At 68.4% G+C, this 17,412-nt stretch carries 19 protein-coding genes, 1 tRNA gene and 1 other RNA gene; 19 read left to right on the top strand and 2 right to left on the bottom strand.

The annotated features are described in order from the left end of the window. Positions 1–91 precede the first annotated feature (91 nt). The 4 genes from HC028_RS02405 (at position 92) to HC028_RS02390 (ending at position 2,051) form a co-directional block, all read left to right on the top strand. Positions 92–526 carry a DUF3052 domain-containing protein gene (locus HC028_RS02405; protein ID WP_168072042.1) on the top strand — a complete coding sequence of 145 codons (435 nt, stop codon included), beginning with the start codon at positions 92–94 and terminating at the stop codon, positions 524–526. Between the two features lie 151 nt (positions 527–677). Beyond that, positions 678–1,139 (top strand): peroxiredoxin, encoded by a 462-nt coding sequence (locus tag HC028_RS02400; RefSeq protein ID WP_168072040.1) that lies wholly within the window; start codon positions 678–680, stop codon positions 1,137–1,139. Between the two features lie 124 nt (positions 1,140–1,263). Then, positions 1,264–1,335: transfer RNA gene (locus HC028_RS02395), tRNA-Val, on the top strand. Between the two features lie 368 nt (positions 1,336–1,703). Next, positions 1,704–2,051: an STAS domain-containing protein gene (locus tag HC028_RS02390; RefSeq protein WP_168072038.1), complete on the top strand. Its 348-nt coding sequence runs from the start codon at positions 1,704–1,706 to the stop codon at positions 2,049–2,051. Positions 2,052–2,068: 17 nt separating this feature from the next. Here the strand turns inward: HC028_RS02390 and HC028_RS02385 are convergent, their stop codons facing one another. Continuing rightward, the gene (locus HC028_RS02385; protein WP_168072036.1) at positions 2,069–2,737 is read right to left on the bottom strand and encodes a YceI family protein; all 669 of its coding nucleotides are present in this window, start codon (positions 2,735–2,737) and stop codon (positions 2,069–2,071) included. A gap of 282 nt (positions 2,738–3,019) precedes the next feature. Here HC028_RS02385 and HC028_RS02380 point away from each other — a divergent pair, with 282 nt between their 5' ends. The 8 genes from HC028_RS02380 (at position 3,020) to mctP (ending at position 10,519) form a co-directional block, all read left to right on the top strand. Then, the gene (locus HC028_RS02380; protein ID WP_168072034.1) at positions 3,020–3,376 is read left to right on the top strand and encodes an STAS domain-containing protein; all 357 of its coding nucleotides are present in this window, start codon (positions 3,020–3,022) and stop codon (positions 3,374–3,376) included. A gap of 368 nt (positions 3,377–3,744) precedes the next feature. Beyond that, on the top strand, positions 3,745–4,914 hold the full coding sequence (locus HC028_RS02375; RefSeq protein WP_168072032.1) for an MFS transporter: 1,170 nt from the start codon (positions 3,745–3,747) through the stop codon (positions 4,912–4,914). A gap of 36 nt (positions 4,915–4,950) precedes the next feature. Continuing rightward, positions 4,951–6,102, top strand: coding sequence for an AI-2E family transporter (locus HC028_RS02370; RefSeq protein WP_168072030.1), 1,152 nt, complete (start codon positions 4,951–4,953; stop codon positions 6,100–6,102). A gap of 13 nt (positions 6,103–6,115) precedes the next feature. Further along, the gene (locus HC028_RS02365; protein ID WP_420850151.1) at positions 6,116–6,574 is read left to right on the top strand and encodes a zinc ribbon domain-containing protein; all 459 of its coding nucleotides are present in this window, start codon (positions 6,116–6,118) and stop codon (positions 6,572–6,574) included. Further along, positions 6,571–7,680 carry a bifunctional RNase H/acid phosphatase gene (locus tag HC028_RS02360; RefSeq protein WP_239075613.1) on the top strand — a complete coding sequence of 370 codons (1,110 nt, stop codon included), beginning with the start codon at positions 6,571–6,573 and terminating at the stop codon, positions 7,678–7,680. The genes HC028_RS02365 and HC028_RS02360 overlap by 4 nt, the downstream gene beginning before the upstream one ends. 39 nt (positions 7,681–7,719) lie before the next feature. Beyond that, positions 7,720–8,514: a DUF4262 domain-containing protein gene (locus HC028_RS02355; protein WP_168072025.1), complete on the top strand. Its 795-nt coding sequence runs from the start codon at positions 7,720–7,722 to the stop codon at positions 8,512–8,514. 130 nt (positions 8,515–8,644) lie between these two features. Then, positions 8,645–8,878 (top strand): DUF3311 domain-containing protein, encoded by a 234-nt coding sequence (locus HC028_RS27260; RefSeq protein WP_373313990.1) that lies wholly within the window; start codon positions 8,645–8,647, stop codon positions 8,876–8,878. A 6-nt stretch (positions 8,879–8,884) separates the two neighbouring features. Beyond that, positions 8,885–10,519, top strand: coding sequence for a monocarboxylate uptake permease MctP (mctP, locus tag HC028_RS02345; RefSeq protein WP_168072020.1), 1,635 nt, complete (start codon positions 8,885–8,887; stop codon positions 10,517–10,519). 65 nt (positions 10,520–10,584) lie between these two features. On the opposite strand, the gene HC028_RS02340 is transcribed toward mctP, so the two are convergent. Next, positions 10,585–11,373: a sulfite exporter TauE/SafE family protein gene (locus HC028_RS02340; protein WP_168072018.1), complete on the bottom strand. Its 789-nt coding sequence runs from the start codon at positions 11,371–11,373 to the stop codon at positions 10,585–10,587. A 113-nt stretch (positions 11,374–11,486) separates the two neighbouring features. Here HC028_RS02340 and rnpB point away from each other — a divergent pair. From rnpB to HC028_RS02300, 7 genes are all read left to right on the top strand, one after another. Continuing rightward, positions 11,487–11,890, top strand: an RNA gene (gene rnpB / locus HC028_RS02335) — RNase P RNA component class A. A 61-nt stretch (positions 11,891–11,951) separates the two neighbouring features. Next, the gene (locus tag HC028_RS02330) at positions 11,952–12,536 is read left to right on the top strand and encodes a GNAT family N-acetyltransferase (protein WP_168072016.1); all 585 of its coding nucleotides are present in this window, start codon (positions 11,952–11,954) and stop codon (positions 12,534–12,536) included. 132 nt (positions 12,537–12,668) lie between these two features. After that, positions 12,669–13,058: a hypothetical protein gene (locus HC028_RS02325; protein WP_168072014.1), complete on the top strand. Its 390-nt coding sequence runs from the start codon at positions 12,669–12,671 to the stop codon at positions 13,056–13,058. 294 nt (positions 13,059–13,352) lie between these two features. Continuing rightward, positions 13,353–13,811: a Get4 family protein gene (locus HC028_RS02320; RefSeq protein ID WP_168072011.1), complete on the top strand. Its 459-nt coding sequence runs from the start codon at positions 13,353–13,355 to the stop codon at positions 13,809–13,811. 85 nt (positions 13,812–13,896) lie between these two features. Continuing rightward, a complete protein-coding gene (locus HC028_RS02315) occupies positions 13,897–14,172 on the top strand; it encodes a DUF2795 domain-containing protein (protein ID WP_168072009.1) in 276 nt (91 codons plus the stop codon). A 666-nt stretch (positions 14,173–14,838) separates the two neighbouring features. Further along, positions 14,839–15,909 carry a hypothetical protein gene (locus HC028_RS02305; RefSeq protein WP_205860920.1) on the top strand — a complete coding sequence of 357 codons (1,071 nt, stop codon included), beginning with the start codon at positions 14,839–14,841 and terminating at the stop codon, positions 15,907–15,909. Between the two features lie 95 nt (positions 15,910–16,004). Continuing rightward, positions 16,005–17,405, top strand: a complete 1,401-nt coding sequence (locus HC028_RS02300) for an RNB domain-containing ribonuclease (protein ID WP_168072007.1) — start codon at positions 16,005–16,007, stop codon at positions 17,403–17,405. The last annotated feature ends 7 nt before the right edge of the window (positions 17,406–17,412 follow it).

The following is a 17,412-nucleotide window of genomic DNA, read 5'->3' as shown; positions in this document are numbered from 1 at the left end:
ACTGTGTGGACTACGCGCTAACAGCGTCCACGTCCGCGTCCGAGAGAGTGGATACTGCTGCTAGACGTACAAGACAGGGAGGCACTAGACAGTGAACGCGACCGCGGGTCAGGCCGACGTAAAGAGCCTGGCGGACCGGTTCGGGATCGAGCCGGGCATGGTCGTTATGGAGATGGGGTACGACGATGACGTCGACGAGGATCTCCGCGACACGCTGATTGACCGGTGTGGCGAGCTGGTGGACGAGGACACCGACGAGGTGGTCGACGCCGTGCTGCTCTGGTGGCGGGAAGGCGATGGCGACCTGGTCGAGACGCTGATCGACGCGCTCGGACCGCTGACTGACAACGGTGTGGTTTGGCTGCTCACGCCCAAGGCCGGGCGCGAGGGGCACGTCGAGCCCAGCGACATCAACGAGTCGGCTCCGACGGCCGGACTGCAGCAGACCTCGACCGTCAACGCCGGCAAGGATTGGACGGCTGCCCGTCTCGTCGTTCCGAGGAACGCCCGAGCCAAGCAGCGTTGATACCGTCCGTCTCCGGTCCGCCGGCCCCCGTGTGGCCGGCGGCTGGCCCTGGCGTGCCCCCATCGCGACAGGGCAGCGCCGTATTCTCTGAGGCGACGAATCCAATGTCCGACCATTTTGGTCGACTATTCCGGCGACCGGAGGAGAAGGCATGCCGCTTGAGGTGGGGGCCCAGGCGCCCGATTTCATCCTCAGGGACCAGAACAACCAGGAGGTCCAGCTTTCGGGCTTCCGGGGCAAGAAGAACGTCCTGCTGGTGTTCTACCCGCTCGCGTTCACCGGCACGTGCCAGGGGGAGCTGTGCCAGGTTCGCGACAACGTCGGTGACTTCCAGAGCGACCGGGTCCAGGTGCTGGCGATCAGCGTCGACTCGGTCTACAGCCACAAGGTCTGGGCCGAGCGGGAGGGCTTCGACTTCCCGCTGCTGGCGGACTTCTGGCCGCACGGCGAGGTGGCTCACGCGTACGGCGTGTTCAACCGGGACAAGGGCTTCGCCAACCGGGGCACGTTCGTGATCGACCGCGAGGGGATCATCCGGTACGCGGAGATGAACGAGCCCGGCGAGCCCCGCGACCAGGAGGCGTGGCGGAAGGCGCTGGCCGAGCTGGCCTGATCCGTTTCCCATGATCACCTAGAGCTGTGGGTGCTATGGCGCCGCAAAGTCTCGGTGATCATGGGAAACGGCCTGCCGCGGAGGCGGTATCCTTTCGCGGCAAGGTAAGCTAACCGCCGATTCCGGGTGCGTAGCTCAGTGGAAGAGCACCCGCCTTACAAGCGGGGGGTCGCTGGTTCGAACCCAGCCGCGCCCACACCGGATGACCTGGGTATCTCCCCAGGTCATCGTCTGTTTTTCGGGATCTTCGCCGCCGCGTTCCATTGACCCTGGACGTCCCCCATTGGCCGTGGTTCGCCGGTCGTTGGGGCACGCGGGGGCACGAACCCCGGCGCGGTCTGTGCCGTCGACCCACCCGCCGGGGAGCGGGCCGGCTCCGGGGCCGCCACAGTCGACGGACCGGGCAGCATCACGACCAACGCTGGCGGTCCACGGTCGGGCCGTGGTCTGCCGGGGCGGCTGTTACTCCTGATCTCGGACGGGTGTTCCGCGGGCTGACTGAAGCTGTCGACGGCCGTTGATCGTATGATCAGTCAGTCGGCTCTGTCTGAAAGGATGAGTGTGATGCAGTTAGCGTGCTCGGCGGTGCGTTCCGACGGCGAGATCACTGTTGTCCTCGCGGGCGAGTCCGACCTGGCGACCATCGACCAGCTCCGTGACGCACTGTTCGACGCCGTCGCGGAGCGCCCATCCCGAGTCGTGGTCGATCTACGCGGGCTCGTTTTCATCGACTCGATGAGCATCAGCGTACTCATCGCGGCCCGTCGGGCGGCGCTGGAGCACGAGGCTGAATTCGTTGTCACCAATCCAACCCGCCAGGTGCTCAAGGTCCTGACGATCGCCGGTGTGCTCGACGTGCTCACGATGACCGAACCCGGCGGCGCTGAGTCCGGCATGGGGCTCAGCGCCTAGCGCGTGCCTCCACCGCGTCAGGCCTGGCGAATCGCCTCGCCGGCGATCTCGATCCGCACGGTCTTGCCCACGAGGACTCCGCCGCCTTCGAGGGCGACGTTCCACAGCAGGCCGAAGCTCTCGCGTTCGATCTCAGCCGTCGCGTTGAATCCGAAGATGTCCTGCCCATAGGGGTCGCGACGAGCCCCGCCGAACTCCACCTGGAGGTCGACCGGCCGGGTGACGTCCTTGATCGTCAACTTCCCGGTGATCACGAACCGTCCGGCCGCATTGGCGGACTGCTCTACGAGCTTGTTGGTCTCGCCCCGAAAACCTGGCCGATGGCTCTTCAGCCGGGCCCAGAAGAAGATCGGATCGGTGCTCGCCTGCCACTTGATCCCGGTGCTGCGGTACTCCAGCGTGGGGTACTGCTCCACGTCGAGGAAGTCGGCGCTGCGCAGGTGCGTGTCCCGGTCGGCGGTCCCGGTGCTGATGCTCGCTGTCTGGATGGTCGCGGTCACCGAGGAGCGCAACGGGTCCTCGTCCACCACGATCTGCGCGGTCGCCTCGGCGAACTCGCCGCGGACGGGGCTCACCATCATGTGCCGGGCCAGGAAGCCGATCCGTTTGTGCGCCTGATCGAGAACGTAGGTACCGGGCGCCGGGATGGTCATGCCCTGCCAGGACCGCGTGGTGAAACCGGTCATTGTTATGCGTTTCCCCTCCCGAAATGTGCTCGGATGCTACCAGCGCGTGGTAGCGGTTCCCGCCAACCCGGTTGCCGAGAGTGAGCATGGCAGCAACGGGTCTCCGCAGTGACAGCGGGTGGAGGACGGCGCCGCCGAAGCGGGCCATGGAAGGCAGCCGACAAGTCAGCAATCGTGACTACTGGGTCACTGCGCGGCCGCCAGTGGTTGCGGCGGGCCCGCGATTTCCGATAGGACTGCCGTGACTGAAGCCCTGACGGCGGCCTCAGGCGGGAGAAGATCGTGAAGCTCGCGTACGTGGTGGACCGTTCCAACGGTGAAACCACGATCGTCCTGGCCGGTGAAGTCGACGAGACGACCAACGATCAGTTACGACACGTACTGTTCGACGCGGTGTCCGAGCGACCGAAGCGGCTCACGGTCGACCTTCGGGGCCTGATCTTTCTCGACTCCGGCGGTATCGGCACCCTGGTGGCCGTCCGACGAGCCGCGATCGAGCGCCGGTGCAGGTTCCGAGTGACGAGGCCGCAGGGGCAGGTGCTGCGCGTTCTGACCGTGGCCGGCGTGCTCACCGCGCTCACCGCGGCCGACTCCGCACGCGAGGCGGGAGGCGGCATCGGCGCGGCGTCCGGCATCTAGTACGCCGGCCGGTCATGCCGATACGACGCCGTGGTACGCCCGTTCGCCGTGTTGTTTCTTGCCGGCGGGCGGATGCCGCACCTGTCGTAACCGGCGCTGCTGCTGGCGGAGTTCCGTACGCGGCGGAAGTGGAAGCGCGCGGGGCGGCAGCGCGAGACATAGACCGGTACCATTCGCCTATGGGAGCTATCAGGCCTTGGCACCTCGCCCTACTCCTGGTGATTCTGATGCTTCTGGGCGGTGGGATCGGCGCCGCGCTCTGGGCGGTCGGTCGCAGCCGGAAAGAGCCGTAGCGCGGGCGGTCGCCATGACTGGATCGCCGTTCGTTGCCCGATGCCACCGTCACAGGCGAAGATCCAACGGTGGTGGTGTCTGAGCGGCCTCTTACCTATCGGCGGTTGACCCGCGCGGCGCTTGGCACCGCGGTGGTCTTCGCCGTCAGTGGCGTGATCCTGGGGACCTGGGTCTCCCGGCTGCCGGCGACCCGCGACCGACTGCACGCCAGTCCCGCGGAGTTGGGCCTGGCCCTGCTCGCCCCGGGCGTGGGTTCGCTCGTCTCCATGCCGTTGACCGGATGGGTGTGCCGGCGCTTCGGCAGCAGAACGGCCGTGGCCCTCACCGCGCTGCCGTGCTGCGTGGTCGTCTTCCTGCTGGCGATCATGCCGTCACTGGCCACGCTCGCGGCGGCGCTGTTCGTGTGGGGGCTGTGCTTCGGCGCGTGGGACGTGTCGATGAATGTGCAGGGCAGCGCCGTCGAGCAGCGTGCCGGCCGGGCGTGGATGCCGCGTTACCACGCCTGCTGGAGCGTCGGCGGAATCGTCGGCGCGGCACTGGGCGGCCTGGCTGCGCGCGCTGGCGTACCCGTACCGGTGCATTTCGGCCTGACTGGGGCGTTTGTCGGGGCGTTCGTACTCGGTGCCCTGCGCCTCTACATCCCGGACCGGGAGGCCGAGCCGCCGGAGAAGACCAGCAAGCGCGGAGCGTGGTCGGCGGTGCTGAACCGACGCCTCGCCGCCATCGGCCTCATCACCCTGTGCACGATGATGATCGAGGGGGCTGCCGCCGACTGGCTCGCGCTGTACCTCGTCGACGAGCGGCACACCGGCCCCTCGGTCGGTGCCGCCGGCTACGCGGTGTTCGCGGGCGCGATGGCGGCCGGGCGATTCGCCGGCACACCGATCACGGAGCGGCTGGGCCGCGACCGCACGGTTCGGGCCGGGGGGATCGTGATCGTCGGCGGAGTGCTGCTGACGGTGCTCGGCCCGGGGACGCCGCTGGCGTTCCTCGGAGTGGTCGGGTGGGCGCTCGGAGTCTGCCTGATCTTCCCGTCGGCGATCAGCGCCGCAGGGGAAACGCCCGACCGCCCGATGGACGCCATCGCCGCCGTCTCCAGCATCGGGTACGCCGCGCTGCTCATCGGGCCGCCGCTCATCGGCGTTCTCGCCGAGCACACCGGCCTGGGGCGGGCCCTGCTTGTGCTGCTGGTCCTGGGTGCGGCAATCGGTGTTCTCGCACCGGTGGTACGCAGTCCCCGGTGACGTTTGTCGAACCGGGACCAGGGGAGTAGCCGGAGGATGACGACGCCGCGCGAGCGAACCCCGGCGCGTATCACGCTCACCGTCATCGGCATGGTGCTGCTCACCGGCCTCGCCCTCCTCCTGGTGTACGAGACCCGCCGCGTCCTGACCTGGATCGTCATCGCCGCGTTCTTCGCCACCGCGCTGCATCCGCTGGCGAGCTGGTTCGAGCGGCGCGTTCCCTGGATCCGGCGCGGGCTGTCAACGCTGCTGGTCTTCCTCCTGGTGTTCCTCGTCCTCGCCGGGCTCGTGGCGGTCTTCGTGGTGCCGTTGGTCAACCAGGGAACCCAGTTCGTCAACGACCTGCCGCGCATCATCCACGACACCCAGGCCGGCCGTGGCCCGCTCGGTGGCCTCATCAATCGATTCCACCTGCGTGACTACGTAGCAGCGCACGGCGCCCAGCTGCGGGAGTTCCTGACCCGCCTCGGCGCGCCGACGCTGGGGTTTCTGCGCGGCACGGCCACGACCGTCGCCGGCATACTCACGATCTTCGTGCTGTCGTACCTGATGGTGCTGCAGGGCCCGCGCATCGTCGATGGGGTCCTGGACGTGTTGGCGCCACGCTGGGGCAAGCGTGTCCGCCGGGTCGGTCGCGAGTGCGCGCGCATGATCACCGGGTACATCACCGGAAACCTGCTCATCAGCCTGATCTGCGGGGTGCTGACCTACGTCGTGCTGGCGGTGATGCGGGTGCCGTTCGCCGGCCTGCTCGCGCTGTTCGTGGCGTTCGCGGACCTCATGCCGCTCATCGGTGCCACGCTCGGCGCGGTCGTCGCGACGCTGGCTGCGTTCCTGCACTCACTCACCGCCGGCATCGTCGTGCTCGTGTTCTTCATCGTCTACCAGCAGATCGAGAACCACGTGCTGCAGCCGCTGATCATGGCGCGCACCGTACGGCTGGACCCGTTGACGGTGGTGATCAGCATCCTGATCGGCGTCGAACTCGCCGGCCTGCTCGGCGCGCTGCTGGCGATCCCGGTCGCGGGGGTCCTCCAGGTGGTCGTCCGGGACGTCTGGAGGGAACGGCGCGTGCGGCACGCCGCGGATCGGCCGCCGCCCGACGGGGGGAAGGCGGAGCCGCCGCCGGTCGGGGCGGGGGCGGAACCGCCACCCGGCGAGGGGGTCACCCCTCGTCGCACTGGGTGAGCTGTCGTTCACAGTGGCACCACACCCAGGTCACCCTGGGTCTAGAGTGGGCGCGGGCAGCTGTGACGTTCGGTACATCGGGCGTCACCCGCGGCGCAACCTGAGCGTTCCCCTCCGTGAGGAGACCTCTGACTGCCGAGGCCGGTTGGCGACGCTCCGCGAGAAGCGCGCGGAGCTTGAGCGCAGCCGGGACGAGGCGCTGTCGCAGATCGGCCGGGAAGAGGAGTTCCGCCGCTCGGGCCGGGCGCCGCTCGCCGGCGACCTGCCGGAGGACCTCGTACGGCTCTATGAGCGCAGCCGGGAGCAGACCGGCCTCGGTGCCGCGCTGCTGCGCGCTGGCCGCTGTGGCGCCTGCCGGCTGGACCTGAACGCGAGTGAGCTGAACCGGGTGAAGGCGGCGCCCGCCGACGAGGTGATCCGGTGCGAGGAGTGCGGGTCCATCATGGTCCGCACCGAGGAGTCCGGCCTGTGAGAGTCGTCGTCGAAGCCGACGGGGGTTCCCGGGGCAATCCGGGTACGGCCGGGTACGGCGCCGTCGTGCTCGACGCCGACACCGGCGAGCTCCTGGCCGAGCGGATGGGCGCGCTGGGCGTCACCACCAACAACGTCGCCGAGTACCGGGGTCTGATCGCCGGCCTGACCGCCGCAGCCGAGTTGGGCGCGGACGAGGTGGAGGTCCGGATGGACTCCAAGCTCGTCGTCGAGCAGATGTCCGGGCGCTGGCAGATCAAGCACCCCGGGCTGCGGCCCCTCGCTGCGCAGGCGGCCGACCTGGTGCGCCGGTTCAAGTCGGTGAAGTTCAACTGGATCCCACGCGAGCGCAACAAGCGGGCCGATGCCCTCGCCAACCGGGCGATGGACGGCAAGCCCGCGCCTGAGGAGCCCGCTTCAGCCGCCGTTGCGACGGCAGCCCGCGCCGATTCACCCGCAGCTTCGGCTCAGTCCTGGGCGCCGCCGGCCGGGCCGGCCACCCGGCTGATCCTGGTTCGGCACGGCGAGACCGAGTACACCGCGCGCCGGCTGTACTCCGGCCGTGGCGAGGCGCAGTTGACGCCCCGGGGTCTGGCGCAGGCACGGGCGGTGGCGTCCCGGGTGGGTCCCGTGGCGGCGGTCGTCACCTCGCACCTGAGCCGTTGTGCCCGTACGGCTGAGCTGATCGCGCAAGCGGCCGGGGGAGTGCCCGTACGCGTCGAACCCGACCTGGTGGAGTGCGACTTCGGCAAGTGGGAGGGGCTGACATTCGCCGAGGTGAACGAGCGCTGGCCGGAGGAGATGCAGGCCTGGCTGGCGTCGCCGGCGGTTGCGCCGCCCGGCGGCGAGTCCTTCGACGAGGTCGCCGTACGCGTGAGCCGGGCGGTGCAGCGTCTGCGCGAGGCGTACGCCGGTGAGCGTGTCGCTGTCGTCACCCACGTGTCGCCCATCAAACTGGTACTGCGGGAAGCGCTCGACGCCGGCCCGGGCTTCCTGTACCGCTGCTACCTCGATCCCGCCGGTATGTCTACTGTGGACTACTGGCCCGATGGCGGGATCGCCGTACGCGGCGTCAACGAAACGGCTCACCTCGCCGACACCGGCTGACGGCGAGCCGGCACCACCTCACGACGGAAGGTGGCGACCATGCAAAGCTCGTGGGACCAGTGGGTACGCGACACGATCGCCGACGCCGGGTGGGCGGTCGTGGCGGCAAGTGGCGGGACGCCGTACGCGTTCACGATCGGCCTCTGGCGGTCGTACGAACTGCCCGAAGTGGCCATGTTCGGTCTGCGTGAGCAGGACATGCAGATCTGGCTCAACAACTGCGCCCGGCGCCTTCGCGACCTCGGGAAGCCGTTCGCCGACGGTGAGCCGTTCGGCGGCGTTCTCGAGCGCTTCCCGGTGCAGACCCGACCGATCCACCCGTCGTGGCACCGGGCGCTGTTCGCCGCGATGGGCGGCCACTACGGCACCCTGGACGTGCCCGTACTGCAGGTGGTGTGGCCGGACCGGGAAGGCCGCTGGCCGTGGGCGGCGGCGGCGACCGTGACCTGCCGCGAGCGCCAGCCCCGCGGGTGGGTGCCCGTGGACGAGCACGCAGCCGGTGCCTGGCGCCTGGTCGGTGAGCTGTCGCCTGCCTGGCCGTTCCCGTACCTGGAACCGGACGCCACTGTGCTGGCCTCGCCCGAGGTCGTGGCCGGCACGCTGCCCATCATGGCGGTCACCCACGACGCCGACGGGGCCTGGGATTTTCTCGACGAGCGCGGGTATGCCGACGAGGCGGCCGGCTGGGTGTACTTCGGTGAGCTGTACAAGGCGCAGCCGTGGCTGGCCCGGTTCGCCGACATGGCGGCGGACAGCCAGGCGTGGCGCGATGACGACGGGCAGTGGCACACCCGCCGCTTCAGTACCGCGGTTGCGGAGGTGGATACCGCCTGATTCCGCCGCAGCAGCGGGTCGACCGTTCGGCGCAGCGGGAGAGCCATTGGGCGCAGGGGACCGAAGCCCAGGGTCTCCATCCGCTACCGCTCTGGTTACCTCCGCCACACCCGCGTGGGTAAGGAGGAGCATCGTGACATCCCCCCAGAACGAGCCAGCGCCACCGCGTAGCCGCGACGACCGCAGCCCGCTGTACTGGCTGCTGCTCATACCGGTTGTGGTGCCGTTGCTCGTGCCGCTGTTCAACGCCAACGACCCCAAGCTGTTCGGGCTTCCGCGCTTCTACTGGCTGCAGCTCGCCTTCATCATCATCGGCGTCGGCACCACCACGTTCGTCTATCAGATGACGAAACGGCGGGGGTGAGCGGCCGTGTGGAGAAACCACCTCACCGAGATCGTCATCTTCACGATCCTGTTCCTCGCCGTCAGCGCGCTCGGCTTCGTCGCCGCCCGGTGGCGTCGCCCCGAAACCCTCGAGCACCTCGACGAGTGGGGACTGGGCGGGCGCAGCTTCGGCGGCTGGATCACCTGGTTCCTGCTCGGCGGTGACCTGTACACCGCGTACACGTTCGTGGCCGTGCCCGCGCTGCTGTTCGGCGCCGGCGCGATGGGTTTCTTCGCGGTTCCGTACACAATCATCATTTATCCGATGGCGTTCCTGGTCCTGGTGCGCCTCTGGTCGGTGTCGCACCGGCACGGCTTCGTCACGCCGGCCGACTTCGTGCGGGCCCGGTTCGGCTCGCCGACGCTCGCGCTGGTCGTCGCGATCACCGGCATCGTCGCCACGATGCCGTACATCGCACTTCAGTTGGTCGGCATCGAAGCCGTTCTGAAGACGATGGGCATGACCGGCGACTCGATGCTCGCCCGGCACGCGCCGATCATCATCGCGTTCGCGATCCTCGCCGGGTACACGTACCAGTCCGGGCTGCGGGCGCCGGCGCTGATCGCGTTCGTCAAGGACATCCTCATCTATATCGTGATCGCCGTTGCGGTGCTGTACATCCCGTACAAGCTCGGCGGCTGGGACAAGATCTTCGGCGCGGCCGACGCGAAGTTCGCCAAAACGCCGTCGCCGACCGACGGCACGCTGTTGAACGCGGCCAACCAGTGGCAGTACGTCACCCTCGCGTTCGGGTCGGCGTTGGCGCTGTTCCTGTACCCGCACAGCGTCACCGCCGTGCTCGCCAGCCGGAGCCGTGGCGTGATCAAGCGGAACATGTCGGCGCTTCCGGCGTACTCGTTCCTGCTGGGTCTGATCGCGCTACTCGGCTACATGGCGATCGCGGCGGGCATCCAGCCGATGGCCGGCGCCACGGCCGGCACCGTCGACAGCAACACGGTCGTGCCGCTGCTGTTCGAGAAGATGTTCCCGGACTGGTTTGCGGGCATCGCGTTCGCCGCGGTCGGGATCGGGGCGCTGGTGCCGGCGGCGATCATGTCGATCGCGGCGGCGAACCTGTTCACCCGCAACATCTACAAGGAGTACCTGCGCCCGGGTGCCACCCCGGAGCAGGAGGCCAAGGTCAGCAAGGTCACCTCGCTGCTGGTGAAGGTGGGCGCGCTGGCGTTCATTCTCTTCCTCGACCCGCAGTTCTCCATTGACCTGCAGCTCATCGGCGGCGTGGTCATCCTGCAGACGCTGCCGGCGGTCGCGCTGGGCCTGTACACCCGGTGGTTCCACCGCGGGGCGCTCATCACCGGTTGGATCGCGGGCATGGCGGCCGGGTTCTGGATGCTGTACGTGACGCCGAACGCCGCCACCAGGCACCAGCACTTCGGCGGGTCCGCGTTTGCGCTCTCGCACCTCGGGTTCGACACGAAGGTCACCGTGTACACCGGGTTCCTCGCGGTCGGGGTCAACCTGGTGGTGACGGTGCTCGCGACGCTGGTGCTGCGCGCGATGAAGACGCCCGACGGTGTCGACGCGACGGTGGCGGACGACTACCACGTCGACGAGGGCGATCCCCGGGTCAAGGACCTCCCGGAGCCGGTGACGGCTTGACGGTTTCGCGCGATCTTGGACACTTGGACCGGTCCTAGGCGGTCCAAGTGTCCAAGATCTGCGGGCTAGCGGTACGCGCGGATCAGCAGATACACACCGATGACGCTGGCGAACGTCACGATCAGCGCGCGGAGGACCCGCGCCGGCAGCCGTCGCGCGAGGCGGGCACCGAGGTAGCCGCCCGTAATGGTGGCCGGCGCGAGCACCGCCACGTCGGCCCAGTCGACCGGGCCGAACAGCGCGAACACCACCACTGTGACGAAGCCGACTAGAGCCGAGAGGGCGTTCTTCAGGGCGCTGACACGGGCCAGGCTCGTGGCGAGCACCAGCCCTAACGCCGCGACGAACATGACGCCCAGCGCCGCGCCGAAATACCCCCCGTACACCGAGCCGAGCAGCACCATGCCGTGCAGCGCCAGCAGTCGGTGGCGCGGCGACATCTCGTGAGGGTGCCCGACCACGCCGCGCAGGCGCCCCTGGAACGCGAGCACCGCGCCCGCGCCGAGCACCAGGAACGGCACCACCTTGTCGAACGCCTTGGCGGGAGTCGCCAGCAGCAGGACACAGCCGGCGGCCGTACCGACGATCGCGGTGGGCGCGAGGGCGAGGAGCCGACGGAAGCCGTGCTTCCCGTCCTCGGCGGCGAGGTTCGCGAGATCGTGCCGGCTGCCGACCACACTGCTGACGTACCCGGGGAAGACCGCGACCGAGTTCGTCACGTTGGCGGCGACAGTCGGTAGGCCCGTCGCCACCAGCGCCGGGAACGTCACCAGCGATCCGCCGCCGGCGATGGCGTTCACGGTGCCGGCGGCGAGCCCGGCGACCAGAAGCAGTGCGATATGTGCGGCAGTCATGGTGATCGCCAGGCTAGTCGCAATTCATGGATGCCGGTATGCGTTGTGACACGCACAGATCATGGGAAGCGTCGGCCGGCCGCAGGTGTTTGTACCATTGGACGTGCGATGGACGAGTCGACCGGGCGGCCGCGTCAACGCGGCTTTTTCAGCCTCGTTGCCGAGGAACGTCCGGGCTCCACAGGGCAGGGTGGTTGTTAACGGCAACCCGGGGCGACCCGCGGGACAGTGCCACAGAAAACAGACCGCCACGCGGCTTCGGCCGCGGGGTAAGGGTGAAACGGTGGAGTAAGAGCCCACCAGCACCCCGGGTGACCGGGGTGGCTCGGTAAACCCCACCCGGAGCAAGGCCAAGAGGGTCACCGCCACGGCGGTGACCTGCGCAGGCGATTGAGGGCTGCCCGCCCGATGCCTGCGGGTAGGCTGCTAGAGCCTGTCGGTGACGGCAGGCCGAGATGGATGGCCGCCGGCCCGCGTGAGCGGGTCACAGAACCCGGCGTACAGGTCGACTCGTCCGTCGCGCCCCTGCTCGCGTACCGCCTCGCCGTACGCGCGTGATCGCTATACCGTCTCATGTCGTGACAGCCGCTGAGATCACCGTCGCCACCTCGGCAGATCGTGGACGAGTCATCGGCTCGCTGGTCGCCGCATTCATCAACGATCCCGTTCTGCGCTACCTGTTCCCCGAAGAGGCGAGCTATCCGCAGTACGCCGCCGCCTTCTTCGGGCACCTCTTCGACAAGCGGGTGCACAAGGAAACCATCTGGATGATCGGGCGTGGCGCCTCCGTCGCGATCTGGGAACCCCCTGCAGCGCAGAACGAGTCGCCGGACGAGACTCTCGCTCTCGGCGCGCTGGCCCAACTCCCGGCCGATGCGCTGGCCCGTGTCCACGCCTACGACCGGGCGGTGCACGCCGTACTGCCAACTGCCCCGTTCTGGTACCTAGGCGTTTTGGGTACCCACCCCGACAACGCCGGCCGTCGCTGGGGTCATGCCGTCATGAAGGCCGGACTGCGCCGTGCCACCGAAGACGGCCTGCCGGCGATCCTCGAAACCAGCAACCCGGCCAACGTCGAGGTGTACCGCCGCGCAGGCTGGGAGGTGGTGCGCACCGTGACAGAGCCGCTGAGCATCTGGGTCATGCGACAGTCGACTCGTTGATGCTGTTGCGTGATGACCACCCGCTTGATCGGGAGCGGCAGGACGAGGTGCGCCGCGCACCCGGGCCGACCTGCGCAAATGTGGCGTTTCTCGCAGGCGTACCTGTATCGCTCCATCGGTACGGTGGAAACCGTGAGTGCATGTGCAGTGCTGCGTTGTCAGGAACAGGTGGACAGGGCCGTCGCCAGCAACCGCTTCGGAGTTCGAGTCGAGTGGGGCGTCTGCACACAGCACGCTGAGCGGATCAGCTTGGGTGAAGTCTGGCGAACCGATTACGAGCAACGCGTCCTCCTGATGGGGGTGGACGTGGTCGTGCCCGAGGAGTACGTCTTCAACGGAGTCGCGATCGGCCAGGCGAGGGACAACGTCGCGACCGAAGACGAACCGCTGTTCCAGGTCGAGTTCCGCCTCCGCCGCCGCTTTCCCCGCGGCAACGCCAGGGATGAGCGCGAGGTCTCGATGTTCGTGTCGAGGCAGCAGCTGCGCAAGCTCGGCGAGGACTTCATCAAGTTCGCCGAGTAGTCGCCTTGACCTCGTGACCTGGCCTGCGGAGACCACTGCCGGTCGGGGTACTTGAGATCACCCCTGCGCTACGAGTCCTTGCGCGGTCTGCGTCCCCGTTACCGGAGGGCGATTCGGAGTAACGGCTTCGTCGATGCGCGCGAATGGAAACAGGAGCGGGCGGGTGTACGACGTCGATTTGGCGGTCGAGGCGGCCCGCCGCGCCGGTATGTGCGCGGTTCTGTTCAATGACAGCGCTCAGGCGATAGCCGAAATCGAAGCTCAGCTGTAGCCTCCACTCCTCAAGGAGGGGCCATGGCGGAACCGGATTTGATCATGGCGCGGATCGGTCAGGGTGTCGAGCTCGGCCAGCGCGGCGAGCGAGCCGCCGCCCGCAGCCTTTTCGCGAAGATCTGGGACGAGATCGGCCTGACCGGTGATGCCTTGCACCGTTGCGCTCTCGCGCATTCCATGGCCGATGTTCAGGACGACGTGCGCGAGGAACTGATGTGGGACCTGCGGGCGTTGGAGGCGGCCGATTCACTTACGGACGAACGCGTATGGCAGGCCGGCGTCAGCGGATCCGTACGCGGTTTCTACCCCTCGTTGCATCTCAACTTGGGCGAGGCCTATCGCAAACTCGGGGATCTGGAGCGGGCACGGCATCATCTGGAACGTGGGTGGGCCGCGGTAGGGGTGCTCGCCGATGACGGGTACGGGCAGATGGTCAAGGGCGGTCTGGATCGGCTCGCCGAACGACTGCGGATGATCTGAACCTTGGCCACAGCGGTTCGCACCGACGCGCCTGGGTAGGCGCTCAACGTTGCTGTGCAGAGGAGAGGCGAGGGGCGCGATCGCGATGGTGACCAGGGATGAGGTAGCTCCGTACCTCGAGACAATGGATTTTCCGGCGCTCAAGGAGGACATCGTCCGCGAGGCCGAGAAACTGGGTGCTCCTGAGGAGGTGCTGAAGGCCCTTCGAGGAATGCCGCCGGTTGACTACCACAACAAGGACGAGGTTCTCCGCTCGGCGAAGACCGAAATTGCGGAAGAGACCCCGGCGGAGAAGGCGGTGAAAGCGCGCGACAAAAAGCACCAGCGCGTCGCCGAGTATCTGCGCACCCCAACCCTCTAGCGCCCAGGCGTTTTGTCGCTGCCGGCACGCCGACGGCGCGCTTGGCATGCCTTCGTCCGAACCGAGAGATCCGGATCACATGATCCGGATCTCGTCGTTTCCGGCTCTGTCGCGGCAGCCTATCGGCGATGCAGTCGCCGAAGTCAGGTAGCGGATGCGTGACCAAACGTCGAAACATGCGAGCCGCTGACGTCGTTCTCGGGCTCAAACATCACGGCAACACAAGGCATGTACGGCAAATTCGGATGCCGTCGGGCCGTCTTGGGCCGCGTTTCGCTAGCCCGGTTTAGGGCATCATCATCATGCCCTGTTGTCACTCGGACGGGTCTACTGTGGAAGCTGTTGGTCAAATTTATAAGGATCGGTGGTGGACGGCCGATGTGGGGGGCAGTGTGAAGGACATGAGCAACAGTGGTGCTGACCAGTACTACTGGTGCCTTTCACATCACCGCGTCGAGACCGGGGACAACGTCTGCGCTGCGGTGGATCGACTCGGACCGTACAACTCGGCCGAGGAGGCCGAGCGTGCGCTCGACCGAGTAAGAGTTCGAAACGAGACTTGGGATGCGGAGGACGCCCGCTGGAACGGAGAAACGGGGTAGGCGCGCTGTAGTAGCGCCCGCACCGACCAACCGGCGGAAGTCCCCGACGAGGGGGAAACAGACGATGGCCGCAGCAAACAAGGCCACCACCACGAGACCGGCTGCCAAGCGCGCGGCTGGTGCGACCACCACCAAGACCACGGGTACCCGTGCCGCGGTCAGCAAGGCTGCGACGGCGAAGAACACCGTGGCGAAGGCGACGACCGCGAAGACGGCCGCGCCGAAGAAGGCCGTGGCGAAGACGGCCGCGCCGAAGAAGGCCGTGGCGAAGAAGGCGATCGCGAAGGTGGCCCCGGCTCGCAAGACCGCGCCTGCCAACAAGGCCGCTGTCAAGACCGCGCCCGCCAAGAAGGCTGCCGTGAAGACCGCGCCCGCCAAGAAGGCGACCACCACCAAGGTGACGACTGCCAAGGTGGCGCCGGCCCGCAAGGCCGCGCCGGCGAAGACGGTTGCGGCCAAGAAGACCGCCCCGGCCAAGAAGGCTCCGGCCAAGACGACCGCGAAGGCCGCTCCGGCCAAGAAGGCCGTTGCCAAGACGACCGCGAAGGCCGCTCCGGCCAAGAAGGCCGTTGCCAAGACGACCGCGAAGGCCGCTCCGGCCAAGAAGGCCGTTGCCAAGACGACCGCGAAGGCCGCTCCGACCAAGAAGGCCGTTGCCAAGACGACCGCGAAGGCCGCTCCGGCCAAGAAGGCCGCTGCCAAGACGACCGCTGCCAAGACGACCGCCAAGGCCGCTCCGACCAAGAAGGCTGCTGTCAAGACCGCGCCGGCCAAGAAGGCTGCTGTCAAGGTTGCCGCCACCCGCCCGGCCACCGCTCGCAAGGCCGCGCCGACCGCCACCGCTCGCAAGGCGACGCCGACCAAGGCGCCGGCCAAGGCGACCCCGGCGACCAAGTCGGTGCGTCCGGCCGCGAAGACGGCCGTCGCGAAGGCCACCGGCACCGCGAAGACGGCTGTCGCCAAGACGACCGGCACCGCGAAGTCGGCCGCCAACATCGCGGCCAAGGCCGCGGCGAAGGCAACCGGCACCGCGAAGACGGCCGCGACGAAGGCGACGAAGGCCGCCGCCGGCACCGTTCCGGCTCCGCTCAAGCGGGTGAACGGCACGCGTACCAAGGTCGGTACCGCCCGCTAGTCGGGCAGGTGAACATCCGCAAGCAAAAGCGCGGAGAACACTCGCAAAGCAACGATGGGTGGGGCGCCGTACGCGAGAGTGATAGGACATACCCTGTGGCTCTCAGACGCGTACGTGCGCCCCATTTCAACTTCGGCGCACTGCGCCGTGAACTGAAGCTGCCGGACGGGTTCCCGGCGGCGGTACAGGAAGAGGCGGAGCAGAGCGTCTCCGAGCCTCCGAGACCCCCGGTCGACCGCACCGACATTCCGTTCGCGACGATCGACCCGGCCACCTCGCTCGACCTCGATCAGGCGATGTGTCTCCAGCGCCGCTCCGGTGGCGGTTACCGGGTGTACTACGCGATCGCTGACGTCGCATCCTGGGTACGCCCCGGCGGCGCGGTGGACACCGAGGCGTGGACTCGCGGACAGACGGTGTACCTGCCCGACGGCAAGGTGCCGCTGTACCCGAAGGTGCTCAGCGAAGACGCCGCGAGCCTGCTGCCGGACCGGGAGCGGCCGGCGGTGGTCTGGACGACCGACCTCGACGCCGACGGCGGCACGGTAGCCGTACGGGTCGAGCGGGCGCTCGTACGCAGCCGGGCCAAGCTGAACTACGAACGGGTGCAGTCCGACGTGGATGCTGGGCAGCCGGCTGAGCCGGTGGCGCTGTTACCGGAGATCGGCAAGCTGCTCATCGAGCGCGGCCTGGCCCGGGGAGCCATCAACCTGCCGATCCCCGACCAGGAGGTCGAGCGCGACGGCAACGGCTGGCGTCTGGTGCTACGCGCACCGCTCGCGGTGGAGGAGTACAACGCCCAGATCTCGCTGCTCACCGGAGTGACCGCCGCGAAAATCATGATCGACGGTCGGATCGGTCTCTTGCGTACGATGCCGGCGCCGCGGCCCGAGGCGGTGGCCAAACTGCGCGCCGCGGCGCCCGCGCTCGGCGTGGTCTGGCCCCACGGCGTACAGGTCGGTGGTGTCATCGCGACGCTTGACCCGGCCGATCCGCGCAAGGCGGCCTTCCTCGACGAGGCCATCGAGTTGATGCGGGGCGCCGGGTACCGGGCGTTCGCGGGGCAGGCACCGGCCGACGCGGGCCACGGGGCGGTGGCCGCTCCGTACTCACACGTGACCGCGCCGCTGCGGCGCCTCGCGGACCGGTACGCGACCGAGGTGTGCCTGGCGTTGCACGCCGGTGCCGAGGTGCCCGAGTGGGTACGGCAGGCCTTGCCGAACCTGCCCGATGTGATGTCGTCGACCGACCGGATCGCGAGCGCGGCCGAGCGCGGCGCGGTCGACCTGGTGGAGGCCGTCCTGCTCGAAGCGCGGGTGGGGGAGGAGTTCGAAGCGGCCGTGCTGGACGTCGACCCCGGCGTCGTCGCGCTCGACGATCCACCGGTACAGGCGCGCTGCGCGGGCGACGGACTGGTGGCGGGTACGCGGGTGCGGGTCCGGTTGGTCGAGGCCGACCCGTCCCGGCGAAAAGTGCTGTTCCACCTGGTCGAGTGACTGTAGG

Source organism: Planosporangium flavigriseum (assembly GCF_011947225.1).
Classification (GTDB): domain Bacteria; phylum Actinomycetota; class Actinomycetes; order Mycobacteriales; family Micromonosporaceae; genus Planosporangium; species Planosporangium flavigriseum.
The sequence above is the reverse complement of the archived record's forward strand: the minus strand, read 5'-3'. Positions and strand labels throughout refer to the sequence as shown.

Bases quoted from the DNA above. Each gene is read 5' to 3' on its own strand.
- HC028_RS02400 (WP_168072040.1), top strand. From the start codon at position 678: ATGCCGCTTGAGGTGGGGGCCCAGGCGCCCGATTTCATCCTCAGGGAC.
- HC028_RS02390 (WP_168072038.1), top strand. From the start codon at position 1,704: ATGCAGTTAGCGTGCTCGGCGGTGCGTTCCGACGGCGAGATCACTGTT.
- HC028_RS02385 (WP_168072036.1), bottom strand. From the start codon at position 2,737: ATGACCGGTTTCACCACGCGGTCCTGGCAGGGCATGACCATCCCGGCG.
- HC028_RS02370 (WP_168072030.1), top strand. From the start codon at position 4,951: ATGACGACGCCGCGCGAGCGAACCCCGGCGCGTATCACGCTCACCGTC.
- HC028_RS02355 (WP_168072025.1), top strand. From the start codon at position 7,720: ATGCAAAGCTCGTGGGACCAGTGGGTACGCGACACGATCGCCGACGCC.
- HC028_RS02340 (WP_168072018.1), bottom strand. From the start codon at position 11,373: ATGACTGCCGCACATATCGCACTGCTTCTGGTCGCCGGGCTCGCCGCC.
- HC028_RS02320 (WP_168072011.1), top strand. From the start codon at position 13,353: ATGGCGGAACCGGATTTGATCATGGCGCGGATCGGTCAGGGTGTCGAG.
- HC028_RS02315 (WP_168072009.1), top strand. From the start codon at position 13,897: ATGGTGACCAGGGATGAGGTAGCTCCGTACCTCGAGACAATGGATTTT.
- HC028_RS02305 (WP_205860920.1), top strand. From the start codon at position 14,839: ATGGCCGCAGCAAACAAGGCCACCACCACGAGACCGGCTGCCAAGCGC.